The organism is Nocardioides maradonensis, from assembly GCF_054777115.1.
The window spans coordinates 33108-59860 of sequence record NZ_BAAHAZ010000013.1; the positions used below are offsets into that span (position 1 = coordinate 33108).

At 72.1% G+C, this 26753-nt stretch carries 23 protein-coding genes and 1 riboswitch; of the genes, 15 read left to right on the forward strand and 8 right to left on the reverse strand.

The window, feature by feature from the left end; translation table 11 throughout:
• Positions 1-86: 86 nt before the first annotated feature.
• The 7 genes from ACYVAQ_RS16120 to ACYVAQ_RS16150 form a co-directional block, all read right to left on the reverse strand.
• On the reverse strand, positions 87-992 hold the full coding sequence (locus ACYVAQ_RS16120; RefSeq protein ID WP_460791433.1) for a sortase: 906 nt from the start codon (positions 990-992) through the stop codon (positions 87-89).
• The gene (locus ACYVAQ_RS16125; protein ID WP_460791434.1) at positions 989-3487 is read right to left on the reverse strand and encodes a type 2 periplasmic-binding domain-containing protein; all 2499 of its coding nucleotides are present in this window, start codon (positions 3485-3487) and stop codon (positions 989-991) included. Before ACYVAQ_RS16125 ends, ACYVAQ_RS16120 begins: the two co-directional genes overlap by 4 nt.
• Before the next feature lie 147 nt (positions 3488-3634).
• Complete coding sequence (locus ACYVAQ_RS16130; protein WP_460791435.1) at positions 3635-4408, reverse strand: dioxygenase family protein; 774 nt, start codon at positions 4406-4408, stop codon at positions 3635-3637.
• A gap of 44 nt (positions 4409-4452) precedes the next feature.
• Positions 4453-5151: a uracil-DNA glycosylase gene (locus ACYVAQ_RS16135; protein ID WP_460791436.1), complete on the reverse strand. Its 699-nt coding sequence runs from the start codon at positions 5149-5151 to the stop codon at positions 4453-4455.
• Between the two features lie 386 nt (positions 5152-5537).
• Positions 5538-6761 (reverse strand): alpha/beta fold hydrolase, encoded by a 1224-nt coding sequence (locus tag ACYVAQ_RS16140; protein WP_460791437.1) that lies wholly within the window; start codon positions 6759-6761, stop codon positions 5538-5540.
• Positions 6762-6771: 10 nt separating this feature from the next.
• On the reverse strand, positions 6772-8187 hold the full coding sequence (locus ACYVAQ_RS16145; RefSeq protein WP_460791438.1) for an alpha,alpha-trehalose-phosphate synthase (UDP-forming): 1416 nt from the start codon (positions 8185-8187) through the stop codon (positions 6772-6774).
• A 4-nt stretch (positions 8188-8191) separates the two neighbouring features.
• Complete coding sequence (locus ACYVAQ_RS16150) at positions 8192-9193, reverse strand: Gfo/Idh/MocA family protein (RefSeq protein WP_460791439.1); 1002 nt, start codon at positions 9191-9193, stop codon at positions 8192-8194.
• Positions 9194-9299: 106 nt separating this feature from the next.
• Between ACYVAQ_RS16150 and ACYVAQ_RS16155 the strand changes: the two genes are divergently transcribed.
• The 4 genes from ACYVAQ_RS16155 (at position 9300) to thrC (ending at position 12766) form a co-directional block, all read left to right on the forward strand.
• Entirely contained in the window at positions 9300-9602 is a 303-nt protein-coding gene (locus tag ACYVAQ_RS16155) for a DUF3263 domain-containing protein (protein WP_460791440.1), read from the forward strand.
• Positions 9603-9604: 2 nt separating this feature from the next.
• A complete protein-coding gene (locus tag ACYVAQ_RS16160; protein WP_460791441.1) occupies positions 9605-10156 on the forward strand; it encodes a LytR C-terminal domain-containing protein in 552 nt (183 codons plus the stop codon).
• A gap of 238 nt (positions 10157-10394) precedes the next feature.
• Positions 10395-11249 carry a trehalose-phosphatase gene (otsB, locus tag ACYVAQ_RS16165; protein WP_460791442.1) on the forward strand — a complete coding sequence of 285 codons (855 nt, stop codon included), beginning with the start codon at positions 10395-10397 and terminating at the stop codon, positions 11247-11249.
• A gap of 76 nt (positions 11250-11325) precedes the next feature.
• A riboswitch (SAM riboswitch) is annotated at positions 11326-11468 on the forward strand.
• A gap of 11 nt (positions 11469-11479) precedes the next feature.
• The gene (gene thrC / locus ACYVAQ_RS16170) at positions 11480-12766 is read left to right on the forward strand and encodes a threonine synthase (protein ID WP_460791443.1); all 1287 of its coding nucleotides are present in this window, start codon (positions 11480-11482) and stop codon (positions 12764-12766) included.
• A gap of 74 nt (positions 12767-12840) precedes the next feature.
• Here thrC and ACYVAQ_RS16175 read toward each other — a convergent pair whose 3' ends face one another.
• Positions 12841-14427, reverse strand: coding sequence for an AMP-binding protein (locus tag ACYVAQ_RS16175; protein ID WP_460791444.1), 1587 nt, complete (start codon positions 14425-14427; stop codon positions 12841-12843).
• 54 nt (positions 14428-14481) lie between these two features.
• On the opposite strand from ACYVAQ_RS16175, the gene ACYVAQ_RS16180 reads away from it, so the two are divergent.
• The 11 genes from ACYVAQ_RS16180 to ACYVAQ_RS16230 all read left to right on the forward strand — a co-directional run bounded on the left by ACYVAQ_RS16180 (position 14482) and on the right by ACYVAQ_RS16230 (position 26752).
• Complete coding sequence (locus ACYVAQ_RS16180) at positions 14482-14952, forward strand: OsmC family protein (RefSeq protein ID WP_460791445.1); 471 nt, start codon at positions 14482-14484, stop codon at positions 14950-14952.
• Positions 14953-15024: 72 nt separating this feature from the next.
• The gene (locus ACYVAQ_RS16185) at positions 15025-15900 is read left to right on the forward strand and encodes an SGNH/GDSL hydrolase family protein (protein ID WP_460791446.1); all 876 of its coding nucleotides are present in this window, start codon (positions 15025-15027) and stop codon (positions 15898-15900) included.
• 30 nt (positions 15901-15930) lie between these two features.
• Positions 15931-16470 carry a GNAT family N-acetyltransferase gene (locus ACYVAQ_RS16190; RefSeq protein WP_460791447.1) on the forward strand — a complete coding sequence of 180 codons (540 nt, stop codon included), beginning with the start codon at positions 15931-15933 and terminating at the stop codon, positions 16468-16470.
• A gap of 214 nt (positions 16471-16684) precedes the next feature.
• Positions 16685-18316, forward strand: a complete 1632-nt coding sequence (gene groL, locus ACYVAQ_RS16195; RefSeq protein ID WP_460791448.1) for a chaperonin GroEL — start codon at positions 16685-16687, stop codon at positions 18314-18316.
• 148 nt (positions 18317-18464) lie between these two features.
• Positions 18465-19340 (forward strand): AAA family ATPase, encoded by an 876-nt coding sequence (locus ACYVAQ_RS16200; RefSeq protein WP_460791449.1) that lies wholly within the window; start codon positions 18465-18467, stop codon positions 19338-19340.
• Positions 19337-20461, forward strand: coding sequence for a vWA domain-containing protein (locus ACYVAQ_RS16205; protein ID WP_460791450.1), 1125 nt, complete (start codon positions 19337-19339; stop codon positions 20459-20461). The genes ACYVAQ_RS16200 and ACYVAQ_RS16205 overlap by 4 nt, the downstream gene beginning before the upstream one ends.
• Positions 20454-21590 (forward strand): XdhC family protein, encoded by a 1137-nt coding sequence (locus tag ACYVAQ_RS16210; protein WP_460791451.1) that lies wholly within the window; start codon positions 20454-20456, stop codon positions 21588-21590. The genes ACYVAQ_RS16205 and ACYVAQ_RS16210 overlap by 8 nt, the downstream gene beginning before the upstream one ends.
• 30 nt (positions 21591-21620) lie before the next feature.
• Entirely contained in the window at positions 21621-22868 is a 1248-nt protein-coding gene (locus ACYVAQ_RS16215; protein ID WP_460791452.1) for a transcriptional regulator, read from the forward strand.
• A gap of 70 nt (positions 22869-22938) precedes the next feature.
• Positions 22939-23412, forward strand: coding sequence for a (2Fe-2S)-binding protein (locus ACYVAQ_RS16220; protein ID WP_460791453.1), 474 nt, complete (start codon positions 22939-22941; stop codon positions 23410-23412).
• Positions 23409-25898, forward strand: a complete 2490-nt coding sequence (locus ACYVAQ_RS16225) for a xanthine dehydrogenase family protein molybdopterin-binding subunit (protein ID WP_460791454.1) — start codon at positions 23409-23411, stop codon at positions 25896-25898. The genes ACYVAQ_RS16220 and ACYVAQ_RS16225 overlap by 4 nt, the downstream gene beginning before the upstream one ends.
• Positions 25895-26752, forward strand: coding sequence for an FAD binding domain-containing protein (locus ACYVAQ_RS16230; protein ID WP_460791455.1), 858 nt, complete (start codon positions 25895-25897; stop codon positions 26750-26752). Before ACYVAQ_RS16225 ends, ACYVAQ_RS16230 begins: the two co-directional genes overlap by 4 nt.
• Position 26753 lies beyond the last annotated feature (1 nt).

Sequence of the window (26753 nt, forward strand, 5' to 3'; positions counted from 1 at the left end):
TTAAATTTAGTGGATTACTCGACTTTGAAGACGTGGAAGGTAAAGTTTCGAACGGCTGCGTCACCGGGGTGCGGGGCCAGACCAGGTCAGACCAGGTTGGGCAGCAGTCGCGAGGCGACCGTGGAGACGATCCACAGGCTCGCCAGCACGACCGGTGCGCCGGTCACCCAGGCCGCCACGCGGGTCCAGCGGTGCTGCGCCCACACCGTCGCCACCAGGGCGAGGACCAGCAGCTGCAGGCTGAGCGCGAGCAGGGCGAGGGTCAGCGTGGACCGGTCGCGGGCCATCGGGGCGCCGGCCGTGTTCTGGGCGCCGACCGCGCCGGCCGGCTGCGCCTTCCCCTGCAGGGTCGCGTCGGCGTACACGGTGTGCGAGGGGGTCAGCGTCCCGCCGTACGACGTCACCAGGGTCAGCCGCGCGCCCCCGGAGACCGGTGCCGGCGGGACCGGGTCGCCCGCCGTGCGCAGGCCGGTCACGACGTAGTGGAAGGTGCCCTCGCCCATGGTCACGTCGATGCCCGTGCCGGCCGCCAGGTGCACGAGCTTCCCGAACGGTGCGCCGAAGGAGCGGGAGCGCCCGAGCAGCACCGAGACGCCCTGCTGGCCGGGCAGCACGCTGCCCGTCAGGTGGCCGGGTGCCCGCTGGAGGTCGTACGGCGTGGTGCCCTCGAGGACCACCGTGCGGTGCAGCCCGAGAGCGGGTGCGTCGATCACGCCGATCGGCGCGCCGTTCGCGATCGGTGCGCCGGTCGGGGCCGTGCCGGCGGCGAGCTGCTCACGGATCTGGCCGTAGAGCTCTCCCTGCGCGTGCCGCTCCGAGAAACCGCTGAGCAGGAAGAGGAACGCGAACACCCACACCAGGGCGCCCGCCAGGACCAGGCACAGCGTCGAGGCGAGCTGGCGGTAGCGCGCGGTGCTGCCCGCGCCGAGCGGGGTGCCGTCGATCCGGTCGGTGCGGACCTGCGTCCTGGGTCCGTCGGTCAGCGTGCTCACAGCTCGTCTCCTTCACGGCGTCGCTTGCCGACCGAGCGGCGCGAGCGGCGCGCCCACAGCCGGGCGCCGGCGGGTCCGGCCAGCCGGGCCACGCGCAGCACCTGGTCGCCCCAGCGCAGCGTGAAGCCCGCGAGGGCGAGCCACAGCATGAAGATCAGCGCGACCGGGAGCCCGAAGTGGCCCAGGGCCGAGTACGCGCCGACGGTCTTCAGGTCGCTCACCGTGACGACCGGCGCGTTGCCGGTGCCCGGCGCGGCGGACGACGGGCTGCTGCCGCCGGGCGCGGCCGGCACGCTGCTCGGGACGCCACCGCCACCGGTGGTGGTGCCGCCTCCGCCACCGGTGTGGCCGCCGCCGGAGTGGGTGGGCTTGGCGATCTTCGGGCAGGTGCCGTCCAGCGTCGGCAGCTTGCCGGTCTGCGCCTCGACCTGGTCCGCAGCGCACAGGGTGTACGCGACCTGCTTGGCCAGGCCGTGCGCCGAGGTCATCGGCAGGGCGCCACCGGGCAGCTGCCCGACGTCACCGCCGGGCACCTGACCGCGCCCTGCGGCGTACCGCAGCAGGGCGGCGGCGCGTGTCGCGTCCGAGGCGCTCAGGCCGGAGGTGGGCACGTCGGCGTACACCGGCATGAACCCGGGGTACGCCGCCTGGCCGGTCGGCGTCGACAGCTCGTCGTAGGGGAAGGTCCAGGCGCCGGTGGTGGTGTCGGGCGTCAGCAGCGCGGCCGCGGACTCGAGCCCGGCCGTGGTCGGGGCGACGAACTGCCGTCCGGCGCTGGTGGTGAACCGGGTGCGGGTCCCCACCGACGACGTGGTCTGCAGCGCCGCGGCGTGCAGGCCGTAGCGGTCGACCGAGGTCAGCGGCACGATGCCGATGACGAAGCGCTTGCCGATCGGCTGGCGGCCGGCCGTCTTCGGCACGTGGTACGCCGGGTCGTTGGGGTCGCTCACCGGGCAGGAGGTCTGCGAGTTCGACAGGGCGAACTCGATGTCCTGCTCGATGGTGGAGATGAGGGACACCGGGTGGGCGATCTGCGCGAAGTACGGCATGCCCTTGAGGCAGGGCAGGTTCACCAGCGCGGCCGAGCCGAGCTCGAAGGTGTCGAGCAGCGGCCAGGAGTCGACCGGCAGGGCGAAGCGCTGACCGACCGAGGTGTCGCTGGCCGGCAGGTCGATCTCGTAGTGCGGGTTGACGCGCATGCCCCACGGGTCGGGGGAGCCCTGCAGCCAGCGGGAGGCCTCGGGGTCCGCGGCGACGTACTCGCTGAGCGCGTGGGTCATGTCGGAGTCGCTGGACAGCGCGATCAGCGCCGACGCGGCGTTGCCGACCCCGTTGATGCTGTGCGCGATGCCGGGGTTGAGGGCCTGGAACTCGGGGTCGGCGAAGATCGTCGCCGGGTTGCCCGCGAGGTCCGGGTTCGGCGTGAGCGTCTCCGACTCGCCCTGGTAGGACTGGGTCAGCAGCTTGGCCAGCAGCCGGGCGTCGAGCCGCAGGTGGTCGTAGGGCTGTCCGTCGGCTCCGTCGACGTTGTAGGCGATCGCGAATCCGGTCATCGCGATCGGCGCCTGCGCCACCGGCGAGGTGAACCCGGTGTCCGGGGGGCGCGAGGTGAAGCCGAGCTTGATGGAGCCGGCCTCCACCAGCGTGCGCGCCTCGGCGTCGGTCGCGTCCACGTGCAGGAAGGGCTTCAGGCCCGCGCCCGTGCAGAACTCCGGCTGCCACTGCGCGCTGACCTCGTCCATCAGGATCGAGCCGTAGCCGAGCAGGGGAGCGGTGTTGCTGACGACCGAGCAGGCGTTGGCGGCGACCGCGAAGTGCAGCGGTACGACGATGCGGTTGCGCCAGTTCGACGCCGACCACCACAGCTGGCCCGAGGTGGCCTCGTTGAAGGTCGCGCCGTTGGAGGTCTGGCCGGGCGCGTAGACGTCGTCGGCGGTGAAGCCGCTCTGGTACTGCGCCTGCTGGAAGGCGCTCGGCTTCGTGGCGTCACCCGCGTCGCGGCTCCAGAAGCCGTCGCAGCTGATCCCGATGATCGGCACCGCGACCAGCGAGCACGCGACCTTGCGCGAGCAGCCGAGCGTGGCGTTGTCCTCCGCGGTCCAGACCGCGAACTGGGCCGAGCCGCTGCCGTCGGTGCCGGTGATGCCGTACGTCGTGTTGTTCGGTACGCCGCCGGGGTCCTCTTCCGACGCCTCGGGCGCGCGCGTCAGGCAGCCCACCGGGCCGCCGTCGTACGTCGCACCGCTGGCCGACCGCATCGGGACCCAGCGCTCGAAGCGGCGCACGGGGCACGACGACGGGCGCTCGGAGGCCGGCGGGGCGCCCACCGAGGTCCCGCGGTCGGCCGGGGTCTCGTAGCCGTCCGCGCGCCAGACGGGCCGGGCGGCCACACTGCCGTCGAGCTGGGTGCGCTCGCTGGACGTCTGGGTCCAGCAGGTCTCCGGGGAGACGGTCGCGGCCGTGCCGCGGCACTCCATCAGGACGAAGGGGTACATCGGTCAAACCGATCACGCGTGATGCGGCCCACGCCCGCGAAAGAAGCCTCCCGTTGAGCCGAGACCCGGGTTTGTCACGTCCGAGACCCGGCAATGTCGCAGCGACATTGCCGGGTCTCGGACGTGACAAACCCGGGTCTCGGCGTCTCAGGCCACCTGGAGGGAGCGCTTCGACAGGCCCATCCAGAACCCGTCGATCACCTGGATGCCGGGCGCGGAGGGGTCGCTCGCCGCGCCGAGGGTGACGAAGAGCGGGCTGTAGTGCTCGACGGTGGGGTGCGCGTAGGGCATCCCCGGCGCCTTCGATCGGTACGCCGCCAGGGTGTCGACGTCGCCGCGGGCCATCGCGTCGCCTGCCCAGGCGTCGAACTCGACCGACCAGCCGGGGGCGTCGGCCTCGATCCGCCAGTCCTTGAGGAAGGGCAGGCCGTGGGTGAGGAAGCCGGAGCCGACGATCAGGACGCCCTCCTCGCGCAGCGGCCGCAGGCGCTCGCCGAGGGCCAGCAGCTTCTCCGGGTCGTGCGTGGGCAGCGACATCTGCAGCACCGGGATGTCGGCGTCGGGGTACATGATCCTCAGCGGGACCCAGGCGCCGTGGTCGAGGCCGCGGGAGGTGTGCTGGTGGACCGGCTCGGTGTCCGGCATCATCGCCGCGATCCGCGCGGCGAGCGCGGTGGAGTCGGGCGTCTGGTAGGTCATCCGGTAGTACTTCTCGGCGAAGCCGCCGAAGTCGTAGACCAGGGGAGCGCCGTTCGCTGACAGGGAGACCGGGGCCGACTCCCAGTGCGCGCTGACGATGAGGATCGCCTTCGGGCGCGGCAGGTCGCTCGCCCAGGCGGCCAGCTGGCCGGACCAGATCGGGTCGTCGAGCAGCGGCGGGGCACCGTGGCCGATGTACAGGGCCGGCATCAGGTCGTTCATGTCCACTCCAATGATTGAAGATTGCACTTTATTCCGCTGGGTGTCTACGCGGGGAGGGTCCAGTCCACCGGCTGTGCTCCCTGCTCGACGAGCAGCTCGTTGACCCGGGTGAAGGGCCGCGACCCGAAGAACCCACGCGAGGCCGACAGCGGCGAGGGATGCGCCGACTCGACGTACGGGATCGGGCCGAGGTGCGGCTTCAGCTCCTGCGCATCGCGTCCCCACAGCACGGCGGCCATCGGCGAGCCGGCCTCCGCGCGGCGTACCAACGCGCTGATCGCGCAGGCGGTGACGTGCTCCCAGCCCTGGCCGCGGTGCGACGCGGGTGCGCCCGGCGCCACGGTGAGGACGCGGTTGAGGAGCATCACGCCCCGCTCGGTCCAGGCGGTCAGGTCGCCGTGCGCCGGGGTGGCGACGCCGGCGTCGTTGGCGAGCTCGCGGTAGATGTTCGCGAGCGAGCGCGGGATCGGGCGGACCGAGCGCTCCACCGCGAAGCACAGCCCGATCGGGTGGCCCGGCGTCGGGTAGGGGTCCTGGCCGACGATGAGTACACGGACCGACGCGAGCGGCTGCCGGAACGCGCGGAAGATCGCGTCACCTGCGGGGAGGTACGGCCGGCCCGCGGCGAGCTCGGCGCGCAGGAACTCACCGAGGGCGGTCACGTGCGACTCCACCGGCGCGAGCGCCTGGGCCCAGTCCGGTGCCATGAGTCCCTTGTCGACCAGTCCGCCCAGCGCACCCATGGCCCACAAGATAGACCGCAGTCTCGATACGGCGGTCGCGGGCGCTCGCAGGCTCACGCCCGCGCGCCTACTCGACCTCCCACCGTGATCCGCGGCTTCGCGAGCTCAGCCGCGGCGGCGTGAAAAATGCCTGCGGCGCCCCTCTCCCTCCCAGGGGCGCCACTCGGCAGCTGGGGGCTGCCAGGCATAGCTCCGACGCGGATCTCGAGGCCTGCCGGTCCTCCGGTGGCTCTCCATGACGGGGCCTTCCGGAGGGGCTCCCTCCGGCGGTGTATCGAGATCCGCGTCGGTAGTGAGAAATCTACGGATCCGGCGACGCCGGGGAATCGGGCTACCGACCTTTACCTTCTAGTCCTTTGTGACTAGAAGGGCCGGGCGAGGGGTCCCTACTTCGCGAGGGACCGCGACGCCGAGGAGGAGTGCCGGCGCTTGCGGTTGGTGCCGATGGCGGCCGGCTTCTCCGGCTCGGGCTCCGGCTGCTGTGCGTCGGTGGACCAGCGGGCCACCCACTCGTCCATGACCAGCCAGGTCGTCCGCCGGGCGGCCCGGCCGGTCAGCATCCCGAGGTGCCCGCCGGGCACGATCTCGAAGCGCACCTCCGGCACCCCCGTCAGCAGGGGTACGACGGCGCGGACCGACCCGACCGGCGCGATGCCGTCCGTGGAGCCCGCGAACACCAGCGTCGGCACCGAGATGTCGCCGAGCGAGATGGTCCGGTCGTCGAGCTCGAACTCGCCGGAGGCGAGCTGGTTGCCCTTCGCGAAGCGGTGGTAGAGCTGCCCGAACGTGCGTCCCGGGTAGGCGATCATGTTGTCGGTGAACCGGTCGACCGCCTCGATCTGCGCGAGGAACTCCCGGTCGTCGATGTGGGTCGCGAGCGCGATCGGCTTGGTGATCAGCTTCTGCGCGGCCGAGAGCTGGAACGCCCACTTCACCAGCGGCTTCGGCGCGCCGCCCATCCACTGGTAGCCCTTGGTGATCGGGCCGCGCCCGTTGAACCAGTTGAGCAGCGGCCGCAGCGGTGCGATCAGCGGCACCTGGGTGATGTCGACGGGGGAGCCGACGACCGTCAGCGACGCGACCGGCAGGTCGCCGGAGCGCTTGTCGGCCAGCGTCAGCATCGAGAAGATGCCGCCCAGGCTCCAGCCCATCACGTGCACCGGCCGGCCGCCGGCGTGCGCGGACACCTCGCGGATGGCCGTGGGGACGACCTCGTCGACCCAGTGCTCCATGCCGAGGTTGCGGTCCTTGAAGGAGACCTCGCCGTACTCCAGCAGGTACGTCGGCCGCCCCTCGTTCACGAAGTGCTCGACCAGGGAGCAGCCGCGGCGCAGGTCGTAGCAGATCGCGGGCGCGGCGAGTGGCGTCACCAGCAGCACCGGGTCGCCCTGCTCCTTGACGGTGCCGACCGGGCGGTAGTGGTAGACCTCGCGCAGCCGGCCCTCGTCGATGAGCGTCCGCGGCATCGGGCGCAGGTCGGCGAGGCCGCCGTACAGCAGCTTGTGGGCGACGTTGCTGGCGGCCGCGACGACCTGGTCGGGCCCGGGCGTCACCCGGCTCACCAGGGACGCGGGGGCCGAGGTGAGGGAGCGCACGGGCACGAGGTCCATGGGGCGAAAACTACCCCCGGACGTCCTTGCTGTGCAGGAAGTGTCCGTCGTCCAGCTCGGTCATGAAGCTCTGCGCCCAGGCCTGTACGTCGTGCTGCCGGATCTGCTTGCGCATCGCCTTCATCCGCTTGGTCAGCTCCGCCTCGTCCGCGGTGTACGCCGCCAGCAGCGCCGACTTCATCCCGTCGATGTCGTAGGGGTTGACCAGCCACGCCTGCCGCAGCTCGTCGGCGGCGCCCGCGAACTCGGAGAGGACCAGTGCGCCGTCCTCCTCGACCCGGCAGGCGACGTACTCCTTGGCGACCAGGTTCATGCCGTCGCGGTAGGGCGTGACGACCATGATGTCGGCGGCGCGGTAGAAGGCGGCCATCTCCTCGCGCGGGTAGGAGGAGTGCAGGTAGCTGATCACCGGCTTGCCGATGCGGCCCAGGTCGCCGTTGAGCCGGCCGACCAGGCGGTCGATCTCGTCACGCAGGAGGCGGTACTGCTCGACCTGCTCGCGGCTCGGCACGGCGACCTGCACGAAGACGGCGTCCTCGACGTCGATCGCGCCGTCTCGGATGAGCTCGCCGAACGCGCGCAGCCGGGCGTAGATGCCCTTGGTGTAGTCGAGCCGGTCGATGCCGAGGAAGACCTTGCGCGGGTTGCCGAGGAGCTCGCGGATGGTCTTGGCGCGCTGCTCGACGATGGGGGAGGCGGCCAGCTCCTCGAAGCCGGCCGCGTCGATCGAGATCGGGAAGGCGGCCGCCCGGACGGTGCGGCCGTCGGGCAGGTAGACCAGGTCGCGGTGCGTCTTGTGGCCGACGCGCTGGCGCACCAGCCGGACGAAGTTCTGCGCCGCACCGGGGAGCTGGAAGCCGACCAGGTCTGCGCCGAGCAGGCCCTCGAGGATCTGCCGGCGCCACGGGAGCTGCTGGAACAGCTCGGCCGGCGGGAAGGGGATGTGCAGGTAGAAGCCGATCCGCAGGTCGGGGCGCAGGTCGCGCAGCATCTGCGGCACCAGCTGCATCTGGTAGTCGTGCACCCATACGGTGGCGTGCGGGTTCGCGAGCTCGGCGGCCCTCTCGGCGAAGCGGCGGTTGACCTCGACGTACTCGTGCCACCACTCGCGGTGGAACTCCGGCTTGGCCACGACGTCGTGGTAGAGCGGCCACAGGGTGCCGTTCGACATGCCCTCGTAGTGGCGCTCGATCTCCTCGGCCGTCATCGTCATCGGCACCAGGTTGAGTCCGTCGATCTCGAAGGGCTTCAGGTGCTGCTCGGTGCCGCCGGGCCAGCCGATCCACACGCCGTCGCCGGCGCGCATCACGGGCTCGATCGCAGAGACGAGGCCGCCCGGCGAGGCGCGCCAGGTCATCTTCCCGTCCGGGCCGGCGACCCTGTCGACGGGGAGTCGGTTGGCGACGATGACCAGATCATGGGCCACGTCGTCACCCTACCTGGGCGCGCAGGTCGTCGATCTGGCCGAGCACGGCGAGGGTCTGCGCGTGCGGCACCCACGGCGAGGCGGTGAGCCCCTGCCGCAGGCAGTCGCCGACGTGCGCGATCTCGTTGCCGTAGCCCAGCCCGACGACCGGCTCCGGCGGGTCGAACCGGGTCACCTCCACCGGTTGGTGGCGGGCGGCGATCCGGTGGAAGGTGAAGAAGGTCGGCGAGTGGAAGTCGCCGGGCACCTCGATCCAGCCCTGGTCGGTGCCGATCACCGCCGCGTTGGGGGAGTACGACGTCAGGCTGCACTTCAGCTCCGCGAGCACCTCGCCCGGGTAGCGCCCCGCGACCGCCACGTCCACGTCGACCAGTCCGGCGGCGTCGAGCGCGCCGGTGGCCCGCAGCTCGAGCGCCTCGCCGAGCATCACGTGCGCGAAGGTCAGCGGGTAGATGCCGATGTCGAGCAGCGCCCCGCCGCCGAGCGCGGGGTTGAGCAGCCGGTGCTCCGGCCCCACGCCGGCGGCGAAGGACAGGTCGGCGGACAGGTGGCGCGGCGTACCGAAGTCACCGGCGCGGAGCCGCGCGGCCAGGTCCCGCCACACCGGGTTGCAGGCGCTCCACATCGCCTCCATCAGGAAGCGGTCACCCGCGCTCGCGACCAGCGCTGCGGCACTCGCGCGGTCGAGGCCCAGCGGCTTCTCGCACAGGACCGCCTTGCCGGCGGCCAGCGCCAGGCCGGCGTGCTCGACGTGGAGCGAGTGCGGCGAGGCGACGTAGACCACGTCGACGGCGGGATCCGCGACGAGGGCGCTGTAGTCGGCGTACGCCGTCGCGCCGGGGCCGTGCTCGGCCACGAACGCCTCCGCCCGGGACAGGTCGCGGGACGCGACGGCCACCAGGCGGGCGTCGGGCACCAGCGCCAGGTCGTGGGCGAGCTTGGCAGCGATCCGGCCGGGCGCGAGGATCCCCCAGCCGATCGGACGGGTGGCTCTCGAGACGCTCACCTCGACGACCCTAGTCGGCCCGGCGTGGGAATGACATCGGTGTGATTCGGTCGCTACAGTGGGAAGCCAGACCACGCGTACACCGATCCTTGGGGGACAGCACGCGATGAATGCGGAGCGGAGCACCCAGCCCGACCTCGCCGACGGCGCCGTCGACGGCGTCCTCAGCGAGCGCGATCGGGGCATCCTCGAGTTCGAGCGCCAGTGGTGGAAGTACGCCGGCGCCAAGGAGACCGCGGTCCGCGAGCAGTTCGACATGAGCTCGACGCGCTACTACCAGGTCCTCAACGCGCTGATCGACCGCCCCGAGGCGCTCGAGGCCGACCCGCTGCTGGTCCGCCGCCTGCGCCGTCTGCGCGCCCAGCGGCAGCGGCAGCGCTCCGCCCGCCGACTGGGCTTCGAGGTCTGATCATGGGTGCCCCCGCACGGTCCGGCTCCCACCGGGGAGCGGTGCTGCCCTCCCCGGTGGTCATCCTCAGCATCGTGGCTGTGGCCCTCGCGGCGCTGACCTTCGTGGTCACGCGCGGCGACGGCCCGAAGGAGAAGGACATCACCCCGGTCGCGGCCCCGCAGTCGACCGACGTGGCGACCGGCGCCCCGTCCTCGGGGGCGACGACCACGACCGAGCCCGCCTCGCCGACCACCACCGCGACCACCGCGCCGCCCAAGCCCAAGGTCATCCACCGCGCGAAGATCGGCGTCGTCGTCTTCAACGACACCTCGATCAAGGGCCTGGCCGCCTCGGTCGGCGCCAAGGTCGCCCAGGCCGGCTGGCACTTCGTCGCCGCCGACAACTGGTACGGCACGGTCGTCTCGACCACCGTCTACTACCCGCACGGGATGAAGCCGGCCGCCAAGCAGCTGGCCCTGGACCTGGGCGTCCAGCGCGTCATGCCGGCGGACATCAGCAGCAACATGAGCACGACCAACCTCACCTTGATCCTGACGGGTCCCTTGTCCTGATCTCCTGACACGACTCCTTGTTGGGCCGAGCGTGTCGCCGCTGATCGCTCCCTCGCCGGGTCCAGTCCGTCGCTGGCGCTCCGGCCTGGACCCGGCCTCGGTCGCTGCGGCGCCACGCTGCCGGCCTCGCGGTCGAGTTGCGTAGGTGGTGGCGTTGTCGTGGCGGCAAGCCTCTGGCGCTGGCGCCGTCGGAGCCGCCGGTTGCCGCCCATGACCTCGGCCATGGTGGGATGGGGGAGTGGACTTCTCGTCGATCGAGGGTGAACACCGGTACGCCGCACTCGTGCGGTGTGCGTCGCGCACCCTGGTCGGCCTCGACTTCGACGGCACGCTGTCCCCGATCGTGGACGACCCGGCGGCCGCGCACATCCACCCCGATGCCGGGCAGGTGCTCGTCGAGGTGGCGCGCGAGGTCTCCGCGATCGCGGTGATCACCGGGCGCCCCGCACGGCAGGCCCTCGACCTCGGCGGCCTCGAGGAGGTCGGTGACGCGCTGTCCGAGCTCGGCAAGGAGCTCTACCTCTTCGGCCAGTACGGCAACGAGCGGTGGAGCACCCACGAGCGGCGGATCGTGGCGCCGCGGCCCGCCCGCGGTCTGGCGACCTTCGAGCGCGACCTCCCGCGCGTCCTCCGCGAGGCGGCGGCTGCGGACGCCTACGTCGAGGACAAGGGGCTGGGCGTCGCGGTGCACACGCGCCGGATGCCCGACCCGGAGGCGGCGTACGAACGGGTCCTGCCGGGCCTCGTCGAGCTCGCCGGGCGCAACGGGCTGCAGGTCGAGCCCGGACGCAACGTGGTCGAGATCCGCTCGCCGGGGATCCACAAGGGCCAGGTCGTCGAGGCGCTCGTCGACCGGCTGGACCCCGCGGGCTTCCTGTTCGCGGGCGACGACCTCGGCGACCTCGAGGCCTTCGAGGCGCTCGGTCGGCTGCCCGAGCGCGACATCACGCCGCTGCGCGTCTGCTCGGCGTCGAACGAGCAGAGCGCGCTGCTGCCGCTGTCCGACGTCGTGGTCGCCGGACCCGACGGCGTGCTCGACCTGCTGCGTCAGTTCGCCCACGACGCGCGCGCTGAGCGGCTCGCCAACGCCTGATCTCAACATCCGGACTCGCGTCCTGACATGCGAGATTCGGATTCGGTGCCATGGCAACCAGCCCGTAGGCTGAGCGTGCTCATCCAGAGGGACTGAGGGAACGGCCCGACGACGTCCCGGCAACCGCCGCGAACCTCCCGAACCACACGGTTCGGTCGCGGACATTCGGTGCCAATTCCGACCAGGCGGACCAGAGGGGTCCGCCCGGGCAGATGAGAGAGAGGACCCCCATGAGCGCCGCTGTGACCGAGACCGCCACGACGACCGGCACGACCGACGGCCCCCGCGCCGGCGCGTTCGGCAACGCGACCGCGCTGTCGTGTCGTGAGTGTGGCCACCGGATCGACCTCGGGCCCTTCTACGCGTGTCCGGAGTGCTTCGGTCCGCTGGAGATCGCCTACGACTTCCCGGCCATCACCCGCGAGGAGATCGAGGCCGGCCCGCGCAACATCTGGCGCTACCAGGCCCTGCTGCCGGTACCCGCCGACATCGCCGAGTCGCCCAACATGGAGCCCGGCTTCACCCGGCTGCTCGAGGCGCACAACCTCGGCAAGGCGCTCGGCATCGAGAAGCTCTGGGTCAAGGACGACTCCACCAACCCGACCAACTCCTTCAAGGACCGCGTCGTCGCCTGCGCCCTCTCGGCCGCCCGTGAGCTCGACGCGAAGGTCTTCGCCTGCCCCTCGACCGGCAACCTGGCCAACGCCGTGGCCGCCGCCGGCGCCCGCGCCGGCATCCCGACCGTGGTGTTCATCCCGAGCAACCTCGAGCAGCCCAAGCAGGTCAACTCCGCGATCTTCACCGAGAAGCTGGTCGCGGTCGACGGCAACTACGACGACGTCAACAAGCTCGCCCAGGAGATCGCGGCCGAGGAGGAGGGCTGGGCGTTCGTCAACGTCAACGTTCGCCCCTACTACGCCGAGGGCTCCAAGACGCTGGGCTACGAGATCGCCGAGCAGCTCGGCTGGCGGCTGCCCGACCAGGTCGTCATCCCGGTCGCGTCCGGATCGCAGCTGACCAAGGTCGACAAGGCCTTCCAGGAGCTGATCAAGCTCGGGCTCGTCGAGGACAAGCCCTACAAGATCTTCGGTGCGCAGGCGACGGGCTGCAACCCGGTCTCGACGGCGTACAAGGCCGGCGTGGACGCGATCCGCCCGGTCAAGCCGGACACCATCGCCAAGTCGCTCGCGATCGGCAACCCGGCCGACGGCATCTACGTCCTCGACATCACCCGTCGTTCCGGCGGTGCCGTCGAGGAGGTCACCGACGACGAGATCCGCGCCGGCATCGTCCTGCTCGCCCGGACCGAGGGCATCTTCACCGAGACCGCCGGCGGCACCACCGTCGCCGTCACCAAGAAGCTCGTCGAGACCGGCGCGCTCGACCCCACGCTCGAGACCGTCGTGATCAACACCGGTCACGGACTCAAGACGCTCGACGCGATCTCCGGCCAGGTCGGCGCGGCGGCCACCATCGCCCCGACGTACGACGCCTTCACGGCCGCCGGGATCGTCTGACCTCTTCCGTCGTACCTGACCAACGCGTTGCCTCCGGGGCGAAAAACCAACGCGTTGGTCAGGTACGACGCATTTCAGGCGAGCAGCGTGCGGGCCAGCTCCGAGCTGGCGGGGTAGTCGACCTTGCTGACCGGGGTGCGCGGCACCGCGTCGACGAAGAGCACGACCTTGGGCACCTTGTAGTTGGAGATCAGAGCGCGGCAGTGGTCGCGGAGGTCGTCGGCGGAGACCGTCGCGCCCGGTCGCACCTGCACGAGCGCGGTGACCTGCTGCCCCCACCGCTCATGGGGTACGCCGACCACGACCGCGTCGAAGACGTCCTCGTGCCGCAGCAGCACGGCCTCGACCTCCTCCGGGTGCACCTTCTCGCCGCCGGTGTTGATGCAGACCGAGCCGCGACCGAGCACGGTGATCGAGCCGTCGGCCTCGAGGCGGGCCGCGTCGCCGGGGACGGACCAGCGACGACCGTCGATCTCCCTGAAAGTGGCGGCCGTCTTCACCGGGTCCTTGTAGTAGCCGAGCGGGATCGGGCCGGAGCGCCCGAGCAGGCCCTCCTCGCCGACGGCGGCCGGTTCGAAGGTCGCGGTGAAGACCCGCACGTCGTCGCCGGCGTCGAAGCGCGGGGCGCCCGCCGCCCCCTCGCTGCCGTCGTCGACGCGGGAGGCGGTCGCGCCCGACTCGGATGCGCCGTAGGTGTCGAGGATGAAGCGGCCCGGCAGGGCGCGGCGGATCTCGGCGCGCACGCCGTCGGACAGGGGAGCGGCGCCGTTGGAGACAGCGGCCAGCGAGGAGAGGTCCCACCGCGCGGGCTCGGCGAGGATCGCCTCGGCCACCGGCCGGCCCATCGCGTCGCCCAGGAAGGTCAGCGAGTTCACCCCGGCGTGCTGGACCAGGTCGAGCACGCCGCTCGCCGAGAAGCTCGGCTCGGTGTAGAGCGCGATGGTATAGCCCGCGACGTGGCCGTTGCCCAGGATCCACTGGCTGCCGCCGTGCATCATCGGGCCGCAGGCGAGCAGCGTCATCGGGTTCTCGTTGGCGGCGGCCTCGGCGCCGAGGGCCTCGACCGAGGTGATCGGGGCGCCGAAGCGGGCGGAATTGAGCGCGGCGCGGATCAGGTCGTCGTGGCGCCAGACGACGCCCTTCGGGTTGCCCGTGGTGCCGCCGGTGTAGAGGACGTAGGTGTCCGCCGCGCTGCGCGAGGCCGCGCGGCCGCCGAGGGTCCGGTCGGTCGAGGCGGCGTCCAGTGCGGCGTCGTACTCCTCGCCGAGGACGAGCATCGACCGCAGCGTCTCCGGACCGACGGCCCGCACCGCGTCGACGTACTCGGGCGCGATCACGGCGAGCACGCAGTCGGCGTTGTCGTAGAGGTAGGCCAGCTCGTCGTGGAGGTACTTGAAGTTGATGTTGATCGGGACGGCCCGCGCCTTGAGGCAGCCGTAGAAGGCGTCCACCCACTCGATCCGGTTCGCCGAGTGGACCGCGACGTGCTCGCCGGGCTGGACGCCGAGGTCGATCAGCGCGTTCGCCAGCCGCGTCGCGCGCTCGTCGACCTCGGCGTAGGTGGAGGTCCGGTCGGTCGTCACCACGCAGCGGCGGTCGGGCACGGCGTCGGCGATCGCCTCGAAGACGTCCGCGAGGTTCAGGGGCCGCTCGGTCACCATGGCCCGACTGTAGTAGAACGTGTTCCTGTTCGGGCCGTGGCGGACAATGGGCGCGTGACCGACCACCGCTACACCCTCATCGTCCAGTGGCAGGGCAACCGGGGCACCGGCACCACCGGCTACCGCGACTACGGCCGCAACGTGCTGCTCCGCGCCGAGGGCAAGGCCGACCTGCTCGGATCCGCCGATCCGACCTTCCGCGGCGACGCCGACCGCTGGAACCCCGAGGAGCTCCTGGTCGCCGCGCTGAGCCAGTGCCACCTGCTGTCCTACCTGCACTCCGCGGTCAACCACGGCATCGTGGTGACGGCGTACGACGACGAGCCCGTCGGCACCATGGAGCAGGTCGGCCAGGGTGGCCGGTTCACCTCGGTCGTGCTGAGGCCGCGGGTCACCGTCGCCGACGCGTCGATGGTCGAGGTCGCCCAGGCCATCCACCACGAGGCGAGCGAGAACTGCTTCATCGCAGCGTCGGTCGCGTTCCCGGTCACCCACGAGCCGACGGTGGTGGTCGCGGGTCCGTAGGGGTGCATCCGGACGACCGCGGGCCACCTCGATGTCGGCATCCGTTCAGGCTGGTGTGCGATCAAGGGGACCATGTCGCGTGTTCGTTCCGGACTGGTCTCCGCCGGCGTCCTCACCGCCGGCGCCGTCCTCACCGTCGGCGGGGCGCGCGAGCTGTTGCGCCGCCAGGCCGCCGTCGCCCGTCGTGCCATCGGCAAGCCGCTCGGCGAGGACGCCATCGACGCGGACAAGACCTGGAAGCCGGCGTACGGCGATCGCCTCGACCTGCTGATGCTCGGCGACTCGATCGCCGCCGGGTTGGGGGCGGAGCGGCGCAAGGACACGCTGGGTGCCCGCCTGGCCAAGGGCCTGGCGAAGCACACACACCGCTCGGTCCGGCTGCGGACCGCGGCGATCGTCGGCTCGGAGTCGTCGGCGCTCGGAGAGCAGATCGACAGCCTGCCCCACGACTACGCGCCGGACGTGGTGGTCATCGTCATCGGTGGCAACGACGTGACGCACCGGGTCCCGGTCGCGAAGTCGGTCGCCTACCTGGAGGAGGCGATCCGCCGGATGCGGGCGCGGGGAGCCGAGGTCGTCGTCGGCACCTGCCCCGACCTGCGGGCGGTCCGCCCGGTCCCGCAGCCGCTCCGCTCGATCGGGTCGCGGCTCTCGCGCCAGCTGGCCGCGGCGCAGGCCGTCGCCGCGGTCGAGGGAGGTGCCCACGCGGTCTCGCTGGCCCACGTCGTGGGCCCGATGTTCGTCAAGGACCCCGAGGAGATGTTCAGCGTCGACCGGTTCCACCCCAGCGCTCTGGGCTACCGACGTACGGCGAAGGCCCTGCTGCCCTCGATCCTGACCGCGCTCGGGATGCAGGAGGAGGCTCCGTTCGGGCACCTCGCCCCCGACCCGGTCGAGGACGTCCCGACCCCTGTCGGGCCGCTCCCCGAGGAGATCGAGCAGCGCTGAGCGGTGCGGCAGCCTCCGTACGATGGCGGCGTGACCACGGACGCCGCGCCCGCGCTGACCTTCCGGACCGCCCGGATCGAGGACGTGCACGCGGTCGTGCCGCTCGTCGAGTCGGCCTACCGAGGTGACGCCAGCCGGGTGGGGTGGACGACCGAGGCGGCGCTGCTCGAGGGGCAGCGCACCGACGCGGACGCCGTGCGCGAGATCGTCGGGTCGTCCGCCGGCCGCCTCCTCCTCGCCGAGCGCGACGGAGCGCTCGTGGCCTGCTGCCAGCTCGAGCCCCGCGGCGACGCGGCGTACTTCGGCATGTTCGCGGTGCGGCCCGACAGCCAGGGCGGCGGACTGGGCAAGGTCGTCCTGGCCGAGGCCGAGCGCGTCGCGCGCGAGGAGTGGGGTGCGGTCCGGATGGAGATGACCGTGATCGAGCAGCGCGAGGACCTCATCGCGTTCTACGAGCGCCGCGGCTACGGGCGTACGGGGGAGTTCGAGCCGTTCCCGTACGGCGACGAGCGGTTCGGCCGCCCGCTGCGCGACGACCTCCGCTTCGCCCGCCTCGAGAAGGTCCTCTGAGGCCCTGCCGCCACTCGGCCCCGGCCTTGCACTCTCGTGGGTCGAGTGCTAAACATGACGCTGGCACTCTCAGCATGAGAGTGCCACCACCGGACCGTCGGGATTGAGGTTCGTGGGGCCGGCGAGAAAGGGTTCGTCGGGCGCACGCACCTGGCCGTCGCGGGCAACCCGCCGCTCCGGACCACCGAACTTCCCAGTGAAGGATCGCCAGGCAATGCCGAAGCTGATTGCTTTCAACGAGGAGGCCCGTCGCGGTCTCGAGCGGGGTATGAACACCCTCGCCGACGCCGTCAAGGTCACCCTCGGCCCGAAGGGCCGCAACGTCGTCCTCGAGAAGAAGTGGGGCGCCCCCACGATCACCAACGATGGTGTGTCCATCGCCAAGGAGATCGAGCTCGAGGACCCCTACGAGAAGATCGGCGCCGAGCTGGTCAAGGAGGTCGCGAAGAAGACCGACGACGTCGCCGGTGACGGCACGACGACGGCGACCGTCCTCGCTCAGGCGCTCGTCCGCGAGGGTCTGCGCAACGTGGCCGCGGGTGCGAACCCGATGGGCCTCAAGCGCGGCATCGAGGCCGCCGTGGCCGCCGTGACCGAGCAGCTGCTCGCCCAGGCCAAGGACGTCGAGACCCGCGAGCAGATCGCGGCCACCGCGACCATCTCCGCCGGTGGCGACACCACCGTCGGAGACGCCATCGCCGAGGCGATGGACAAGGTCGGCAAGGAGGGCGTCATCACGGTCGAGGAGTCGAACACGTTCGGCATCGACCTGGAGCTCACCGAGGGCATGCGGTTCGACAAGGGCTACATCTCGGCGTACTTCGTCACCGACCCGGAGCGCATGGAGACCGTGCTCGAGGACCCCTACGTCCTCATCGCCAACTCCAAGATCAGCAACGTCAAGGACCTGCTGCCGCTGCTCGAGAAGGTCATGCAGTCGGGCAAGCCGCTGGTCATCATCGCCGAGGACGTCGACGGCGAGGCGCTGTCGACCCTGGTCGTCAACAAGATCCGTGGCACCTTCAAGTCCGTCGCCGTCAAGGCCCCGGGCTTCGGTGACCGCCGCAAGGCCATGCTGCAGGACATCGCGATCCTGACCGGTGGCCAGGTCATCTCCGAGGAGGTCGGCCTCAAGCTGGAGACCGCCGGTCTCGAGCTGCTCGGCCAGGCCCGCAAGGTCGTCATCACCAAGGACGAGACCACCATCGTCGAGGGTGCCGGCGACACCGCCCAGATCGAGGGCCGGGTCAACCAGATCCGCGCCGAGATCGAGAAGTCGGACTCCGACTACGACCGCGAGAAGCTCCAGGAGCGCCTCGCCAAGCTGGCCGGCGGCGTGGCCGTCATCAAGGTCGGCGCGGCCACCGAGGTCGAGCTCAAGGAGCGCAAGCACCGCATCGAGGACGCCGTCCGGAACGCGAAGGCGGCCGTCGAGGAGGGCATCCTCCCCGGTGGTGGCGTCGCGCCGGTCCAGGCCGGCGCGTCGGCCTTCGACAAGCTCGAGCTCGAGGGTGACGAGGCCACCGGTGCGAACATCGTTCGTGTCGCCCTGTCCGCTCCGCTCAAGCAGATCGCGATCAACGCCGGCCTCGAGGGCGGCGTCGTGGCGGAGAAGGTCGCGAACCTCCCCGCCGGCCAGGGCCTCAACGCGGCCACCGGTGAGTACGTCGACCTGCTGGCCAACGGCATCATCGACCCGGCCAAGGTGACCCGCTCGGCGCTGCAGAACGCCGCGTCGATCGCCGCGCTGTTCCTCACCACCGAGGCCGTCGTGGCGGACAAGCCGGAGAAGGCCGCCCCCATGGGTGGCGACCCCACCGGCGGCATGGGCGGCATGGACTTCTGAGTCCAGCGCTCGACTGCTCCATCCACAGGGCCCTCGCTCCGGCGGGGGCCCTGTGGCGTTCCTGCGTGCTGGCCCGCGGAGCGTCACCCCCGGATCCTTGGAGCCCAGCACCAACCCCGCACCAACGCGGCGCCCCTAACCTGGGCCCATGGACACCCGTGTCGCGGACCTGGCGCGCCGTCTCGAGGAGACGGGCTACCTGGCCGACGACGACCTCGCCACCGTCCTGTTCCTCGCCCTGGAGATGCGGCGGCCACTGCTGCTCGAGGGCGAGCCCGGCACCGGCAAGACCGCGCTGGCCGAGGCGGTCGCCGCCGCGCTGGACCGGCCGCTGGTGCGGATGCAGTGCTACGAGGGCATCGACGCCACGCAGGCCCTCTACGACTGGGACTTCCCGCGCCAGATCCTGCACCTGCGCGCGCTCGAGGCGCTCGGTGCCGGCGGAGCGGACGTCGCCGAGGCCGAGAAGAGCCTGTACGACGAGCGCTTCCTGCTCGCCCGTCCGGTGCTGACCGCCCTGCAGCACGGCCCGAGCGTGCTCCTGGTCGACGAGGTCGACCGCGCCGACGACGAGTTCGAGGCGTTCCTGCTCGAGGTGCTGTCGACGTACCAGGTGACGATCCCGGAGCTGGGCACGGTCGCCGCCGCGACGCCGCCGATCGTGGTGCTCACCTCCAACCGGACCCGCGAGCTGCACGACGCGCTCAAGCGCCGGTGCCTCTACCACTGGATCGACCACCCGGGGTTGGAGCGCGAGGTCGCGATCCTCCGCTCCCGCGCGCCCGAGGTCAGCGAGGAGCTCGCGCGCCAGGTGGTGGGCGTCGTGCAGCAGCTGCGGGCCGGTGCCGACCTGCTCAAGCCGCCCGGGGTCGCCGAGACCCTCGACTGGGCGCGGGCGCTGCACCACCTGGGCACCGCCGAGCTCGACGTCGCGACCGCGGCCCGCACCCTGGGTGCGCTGGTCAAGCACCGCGACGACGCCGAGCGCGTGCGGTCGGCGCTCGACCGGATGCTGACCCCATGACCGCCTCGCGGGTCCGCGGCGGCGACGAGATCCTGGTCGGCTTCGCCGCGGCGTTGCGGGCGGCCGGGGTGGCGGTCACGCCCGACCGCACCCAGGCGTACGTCGACGCGGTGGCCGCCCTCGGCATCGCGGACCGCGCCGCCACCCGGGTGGCCGGGCATGCCACGCTCTGCGGCCACCCCGATGACCTGGCGCGCCACGACCGGGTCTTCGACGAGTGGTTCTCCCCTGATCTCGGCGCCCTGCGCTCCCGGCCGCTGGGCCGGAAGGCGACGACGCGGCTGAGGATGGTCCCCGCGGACGACGGCTTCGGCGTCGAGCAGGAGGGCACCGACGAGGACGTGGTGCGCGCGGCTGCCAGCGCCCGCGAGGCCCTCCGCCACCGCGACGTGGCCTCGCTGAGCGCGGCGGAGCGACGCGAGCTCGCCGCCCTATTCGCCACGCTCCCGGTCGTGCTGCCCCGGCGGCCGGCCGCTCGGCGTACCCCTCACCGGCGGGGCGACGTCGACGTCTCCCGCACCCTCCGCGCCAGCCTGCGACGGCTGGGCGAACCGGCACCCATCCAGCACCGACGCCGCGGCACCCGCGTCCGCCGGGTAGTGCTCCTGATCGACGTGTCCGGCTCCATGCAGGCGTACGCCGATCCGCTGCTCCGCCTCGCGCACCGGATCACCAGCGGAGCGACGCCGGGCGCGGTCGAGGTGTTCAGCCTCGGCACCCGGCTCACCCGGCTCACCCGCGCGCTGCGGCTGCGCGACCCGGACCGTGCCATCGCCCAGGCCGGCGACCTGGTGCCCGACTGGTCCGGCGGGACCCGCCTCGGCGAGACGCTGGTCGCCTTCAACCGCCGCTGGGGCCGGCGCGGCCTGGCCCGCGGGGCGGTGGTCGTGGTCATCAGCGACGGCTGGGAGCGTGGCGACCCGACCGCCCTGCGCGCCGCCGTCGCCGACCTCCACCTGCTCGCGCACCGGGTGGTCTGGGTCAACCCGCACCGCGGCAAGCCGGGCTACGCGCCGGTGCAGGGCGGGATCGCGGCGGTGCTGCCGCACGTCGACGACTTCCTCGCGGGCCACTCGCTCGCGACCTACGACGAGCTGATGGAGGTGGTGCGGCGTGCGTGAGGTGCTGCCCGCACTGATGGAGTGGTGGGAGGCCGGCGAGACGGTCGGCATGGGGACCGTCGTCGCGACCTTCCGCTCCGCCCCGCGCCCGCCGGGGGCCTCGATGCTCGTCGGCCCCGACGACTCGGCGGTCGGATCGGTGTCGGGCGGCTGCGTCGAGGGCGCCGTCTACGACCTCGCCCAGGAGGTCGTCGGGTCGGGCACCCCGCAGCTGCAGCGGTACGGCGTCTCCGACGACGACGCCTTCGCGGTCGGGCTCGCCTGCGGCGGCATCCTCGACGTGTACGTCGAGAAGGTCGACCGCACCACCTTCCCCGAGCTGGCCGAGATCGCGGCCGACGTGGAGGCCGGCCGGCCCGTCGCGGTCGCCACGGTCGTCGACCACCCGGACCCGAGCCGGGTCGGGCTGCGGGCGATCATCCGGCCGGGTGGCGAGGTGTCCGGGTCCCTCGGCTCGCCCCGCGCCGACGACGCCGTCCGCGACGACGCGCTCGGCATCCTCGCCACCGGTCACGACGCGCTGCTCACCTACGGCCCGGACGGGGAGCGACGCGGTGAGGGCATGCGGGTGTTCGTGTGGGCGTTCGCGCCCGCCCCCCGCATGCTCGTGTTCGGCGCGATCGACTTCGCGGCCGCCGTCGCGCGGGTCGGCACCTTCCTCGGCTACCGGGTGACGGTCTGCGACGCCCGCCCGGTGTTCGCCACCAACACCCGCTTCCCGGACGCCGACGAGGTCGTCGTGGAGTGGCCGCACCGCTACCTGGCCGCCGAGCACGAGGCCGGGCGGCTGGACGCCCGCACGGTGGTCGCCGTGCTGACGCATGACCCGAAGTTCGACGTACCGGTGCTGGAGAGGGCGCTGCGGATGCCCGAGCTGGCCTACGTGGGGGCGATGGGCTCCCGGCGTACCCACGACGACCGGCTGGTCCGGCTGAAGGAGGCCGGCGTCACCGACGAGGAGATCGGCCGGCTGCACAGCCCGATCGGCCTGGACATCGGTGCGCGGACACCCGAGGAGACCGCGATCAGCATCGCCGCGGAGATGGTGGCCGGTCGCTGGGGTGGGACCGGCCGGCCGCTCGCGGAGGCCGAGGGGCGCATCCACGGCGGTCCCGACGACCCCGTGTGACGCCGATCACGCGCGGTGTAGCGTGACGGCATGACGCAGCAGGAGCTGCAGGACAGGCGGCTCGCCACGGTGCGCGCCTGGACCGCGTTCATGGACGAGTCGGACGACTACGACCGGCTCGTGCGCCCGGAGATCCTCACCAGCTGGCAGCGGTCGCGGGTGGCGGTGGACGCCGACCACGTCGCCGCGGCCCCGCTCGACGACGAGTCCGAGACCCGCGCGTCCTGGCTGGACTCGCCGCTCCAGGCGGCCGTGGAGCGGATCGAGTCCGAGCTGCGTCGTACGGCGGAGGACGGCGACCTCGTCATCGGCGTGACCGACCAGGAGACCCGGGTGCTGTGGACGTACGGCGGCCGCGTCATGCGCCGCCGCGCCGAGAGCGTCAACTTCGTGCCGGGCGGCCGCTGGGACGACCGCTCGGTCGGCACCAACGCGCTCGACCTCGCCAACCGCACCGCTGCCCCCGCCATGGTCTTCAGCGCCGAGCACTTCGCGCCGTTCGTGCACCAGTGGGTGTGCTGGGCCGCGCCTCTGCACGACCCGGTGACCGGCGCCCGGCTCGGCGTCATCGACCTCTCCACGACCTGGGACCGCACCCACCCGATCGGGCTGGCCACCGCCCGCGTCCTGGCCACGTTGATCGAGCAGGCCATGCCCCGCTCGCGCCACTACGTGGGCGACGAGGAGACCGCCGACCCCGGCATCGTGATGACGCTGCTCGGCAACGCGGAGGTCCGCCTCGACGGCCAGCGGCTGCTCCTGACCCGCCGGCAGACCGAGGTCCTCGCGCTCCTCGCGCTGCACCCCGACGGCCTCTCCCTCGAGCAGCTCCACGCCGCCCTGTACGGCGACCACGCCGTCACCTTCTCCACGCTGAAGGCCGAGGTCTCGCACCTGCGGCACGCCCTGGGCGGCCAGCTCTCCTCCCGCCCCTACCGGCTCCTGCTCCCGGTCTCGACCGACGTCGACCTGGTGCTGTCCCTGCTGCGCCGTGGCCGGGTCCGCGCGGCCGTGGAGGCGTACGGCGGTGACCTGCTCCCGGGCACCGACTCCCCGGCCCTCATCCAGTTCGGCGAGTACGTCGCGGTCGCCGTGCGCGAGGCGCTCCTGCGCGACCCGGAACCCGACGCGGTCGTCCGCTACAGCGAGCTCGCCCCCGACGACACCGAGGTGCTCGAGGTGGCGCTCGCCGCCCTGCTGCGCGACGGCGACGCCCACCACCCGGCGATCCCGCTGCTGCGGGCCCGGCTCGTGGTGGCCTCCCAGCAGCTGGACTAGGCAGAGCAACCTTCGACCAACCCACCCTCCCTAGCGTGATCGGCATCACCGATCTCGCGAGGGGAGTGTCATGACCCGGATCAACCTCACCGTCGACGGACAGCGGGTGGTCGACGACGTCGAGCCGCGGATGCTGCTGGTGCAGTACCTCCGCGAGACGCTCGGCAAGACCGGCACCGTCGTCGGCTGCGACACCAGCAATTGCGGCGCCTGCACGGTCCACCTCAACGGCCTCAGCGTGAAGTCGTGCAACGTCCTTGCCGTGCAGGCCGACGGCGCCGAGGTCACCACGATCGAGGGGCTCGCGGGCGAGGACGGCACGCTGCACCCCGTGCAGGCCGCCTTCCACGAGTGCCACGGCCTGCAGTGCGGCTACTGCACGCCCGGCATGATCATGCAGAGCATCGACCTGCTCAACGAGAACCCGAACCCCTCCGAGGAGGAGATCCGGCTCGGCCTCGAGGGCAACCTGTGCCGGTGCACCGGCTACCACAACATCGTGCGCGCGGTGCAGACGGCGGCCGGGGCGGGGGCGACGGCATGACCGCCCTGCAGGAGCCGGCGCAGGAGCAGGCCGAGATCGGCCGCGACCGCCGCCGCAAGGAGGACCAGCGGCTGATCACGGGTCGCACCCGCTGGACCGACAACCTGACGCTGCCCGGGATGCTGCACCTCGCGATGGTCCGCAGCCCGCTGCCGCACGCCACGATCACCAGCATCGACACCGCCAACGCCAAGGCCAGCCCCAACGTGGTCGCGGTCCTGACCGGCGCCGACCTCGGCGAGGCGCAGGGTGCCTGCATCAACGCCTGGCCCATCGTCCCCGACCAGGTCACGCCGCCGCACCTGCCGATGCCGAGCGACCGGGTCGCCTTCGCCGGCGAGATCGTGGCGGTCGTCGTCGCCCGCAGCGCGGCCGCGGCCCGCGACGCGGTCGAGCTCGTCGAGGTGGAGTACGACGACCTGCCGGCCGCCCTCGACCTGAAAGAAGCCGCGGCCGCCCATGAGAACGGCGGGGTGCTGGCCCACCCCGACCTCGGCACGAACGTGTCGGCGGTGTGGGCGTTCGACTCGGCCGAGGCCGGCACCGGCGGCGACGTCGAGGAAGCCATCGCAACAGCCCGCGAGAGCGGCATCGTGATCGAGCGGGAGTACCGCCAGCAGCGGCTGATCCCCGCGTTCATGGAGCCCCGCAGCGTCGTGGTCGATCCCACCGGCGAGCAGATCACCATGTGGTCCGCGACCCAGGTCCCGCACATCATGCGGTTCGCGCTGGCGGCCACCACCGGGGTGCCCGAGTCCAAGATCCGGGTCATCGCCCCCGACGTCGGCGGCGGCTTCGGCGGCAAGCTGCAGCAGACCCCCGAGGAGATGATCGCGTTCGCGGTCGCCCGCCGGCTCGGCAAGCCGGTCAAGTACACCGAGACTCGCAGCGAGTCCCTCGTCTCGGCCCACCACGGCCGCGACCAGTGGCAGCGGCTGACGCTCGCGGCCGACAAGGACGGCCACGTCACCGGGCTGAAGGTCGACCTGCTCGCCGACCTCGGTGCGTACGTCGCCATCGTCGGCGGCGGTGTGCCCGTGCTCGGAGCGTTCATGTTCAACGCGATCTACAAGTTCCCGGCGTACCGCTTCCAGACCACCAACATCCTCACCAACAAGGCGTGGACCGATGCCTACCGCGGCGCGGGGCGGCCGGAGGCGACGTACGCCATCGAGCGGTTGATGGACGAGCTCGCCGCCGAGGTGGGCGTGGACCCGCTGGAGATCCGCGAGCGGAACTGGATCAAGCACGAGGAGTTCCCGTTCACCACGGTGGCGGGGCTGGAGTACGACTCGGGCAACTACGAGGCGGCCACGGCCCGGGCCAAGGAGCTCTTCGGGTACGACGCCCTCCGCGCCGAGCAGAAGCAGCGCCGCGAGAGCGGTGACCGGGTGCAGCTCGGCATCGGCGTCTCGACCTTCACCGAGATGTGCGGGCTGGCGCCGTCCCGGGTGCTCGGCAGCCTCAACTACGGCGCGGGCGGGTGGGAGCACGCCGAGGTGCGGATGCTGCCGACAGGCAAGGTCGAGGTCGTCACCGGTGCCAGCGCCCACGGGCAGGGCCACGAGACGGCGTTCAGCCAGATCGTGGCCGACCGGCTCGGCGTACCGTTCGAGGACGTCGAGATCCTGCACGGCGACACCGCCATCGCGCACAAGGGCCTCGACACCTACGGCTCCCGCAGCCTCGTCGTCGGCGGCGAGGCGCTCGTGCGGGCCGTCGACAAGGTGATCGAGAAGGCCAAGCCGGTCGCCGCGCACCTGCTCGAGGCGTCGATCGACGACCTGGAGTTCGGCGGCGGACGGTTCACCGTCCGCGGCACCGACCAGGGGATGGCGATCACCGAGATCGCGACGGCGGTCTTCGCCGCGCACAACCTCCCGGACGGGATGGAGGCGTCGATCGACGCGGAGGCCACCTACGACCCGGTGAACTTCAACTACCCGCACGGCACCCACCTGTGCGCGGTCGAGGTCGACACCGAGACCGGCCAGGTCACGATGCGCAAGTACGCCGCCTGCGACGACATCGGGCACATCATCAACCCGCTGATCGTGGCCGGTCAGGTGCACGGCGGCCTGGTCCAGGGCATCGCCCAGGCGCTCTGGGAGGAGGCGGTGTACGACGAGAACGGCACCCTCGTGACCGGCTCGTTCGTCGACTACCTGCTGCCGACGTCGGCCGACACGATCAGCTTCGACCTCGACCACACCACCTCGCCGGCGACCACGAACTCGCTCGGCACCAAGGGCGTCGGCGAGGCGGGCACCATCGCCTCGACCCCGGCCGTGGTCAACGCGGTCGTCGACGCGATCCGGCACCTCGGCGTCAACGACGTCCGCATGCCCTGCACGCCCGAACGCGTCTGGCGCGCGATCTGGGAGGGCTCGGCCGGAGGTGCCACCACGGGCGCCGCCGCGCCCCACTTCGACCCATCGACCGGTATGAGCGGGACGGTCGACCGCAGCACGGGAGGTGCCGAATGATCCCCGCAGCCTTCGAGTACGTCGCCCCGACATCGGTAGAGGAGGCGCTGGCCGCCCTCGCCGAGCACGGCGACGAGGCCAAGATCATCGCCGGCGGGCAGAGCCTGCTGCCGGTGCTGCGCATGCGGCTCAACGCCCCGGAGTGGGTGATCGACCTCGGCCGGATCGACGCGCTGCGCGGCGTCCGCGACGCCGGCGACCACCTCGTCGTCGGCGCGATGACCACGCACCACGACGTCGCGAACGACCCGGGGGTCCGCGAGCACGCACTGCTCGTCACGAAGGCGATGGCCGAGCTCGCCGACGCGCAGGTCCGGCACCGCGGGACGTTCGGCGGGGCGCTCGCCCACGCAGACCCGGCGGGAGATCTCGGGGCTCCCGCCCGGGCCCTGGACGCGACCTTCGTGATCCAAGGCCCCGGCGGAACCCGCGAGGTGGCTGCCGACGACTTCTTCGTCGACCTCTTCGAGACCGCGATCGACGACGACGAGCTCCTCACCGAGGTCCACCTGCCCAAGCACACCGGCTGGGGGGCGGCGTACCAGAAGTTCGTGCGGGTGGCGCACCAGTGGCCGATCGTCGCGGTCGCGGCGACGGTCCGGCTCGACGGGGACACCATCGCGGAGGCCCGGGTCGGGCTGACCAACATGGGATCCACGCCGCTGCGGGCGCGCGCGGTCGAGGAGGCGCTGGCCGGTCAGCCGGCGACGGAGGAGGCGGTGGCGGCCGCCGCGGCCCACGCGGCGGACGGCACCGAGCCGCCCAGCGACCTCAACGGCGACGCCGACTACCGCCGGCACCTCGCCACGGTCCTCACCCGGCGCGCGGTCCTGGCGGCCGCCGGCAGGAGCTGAC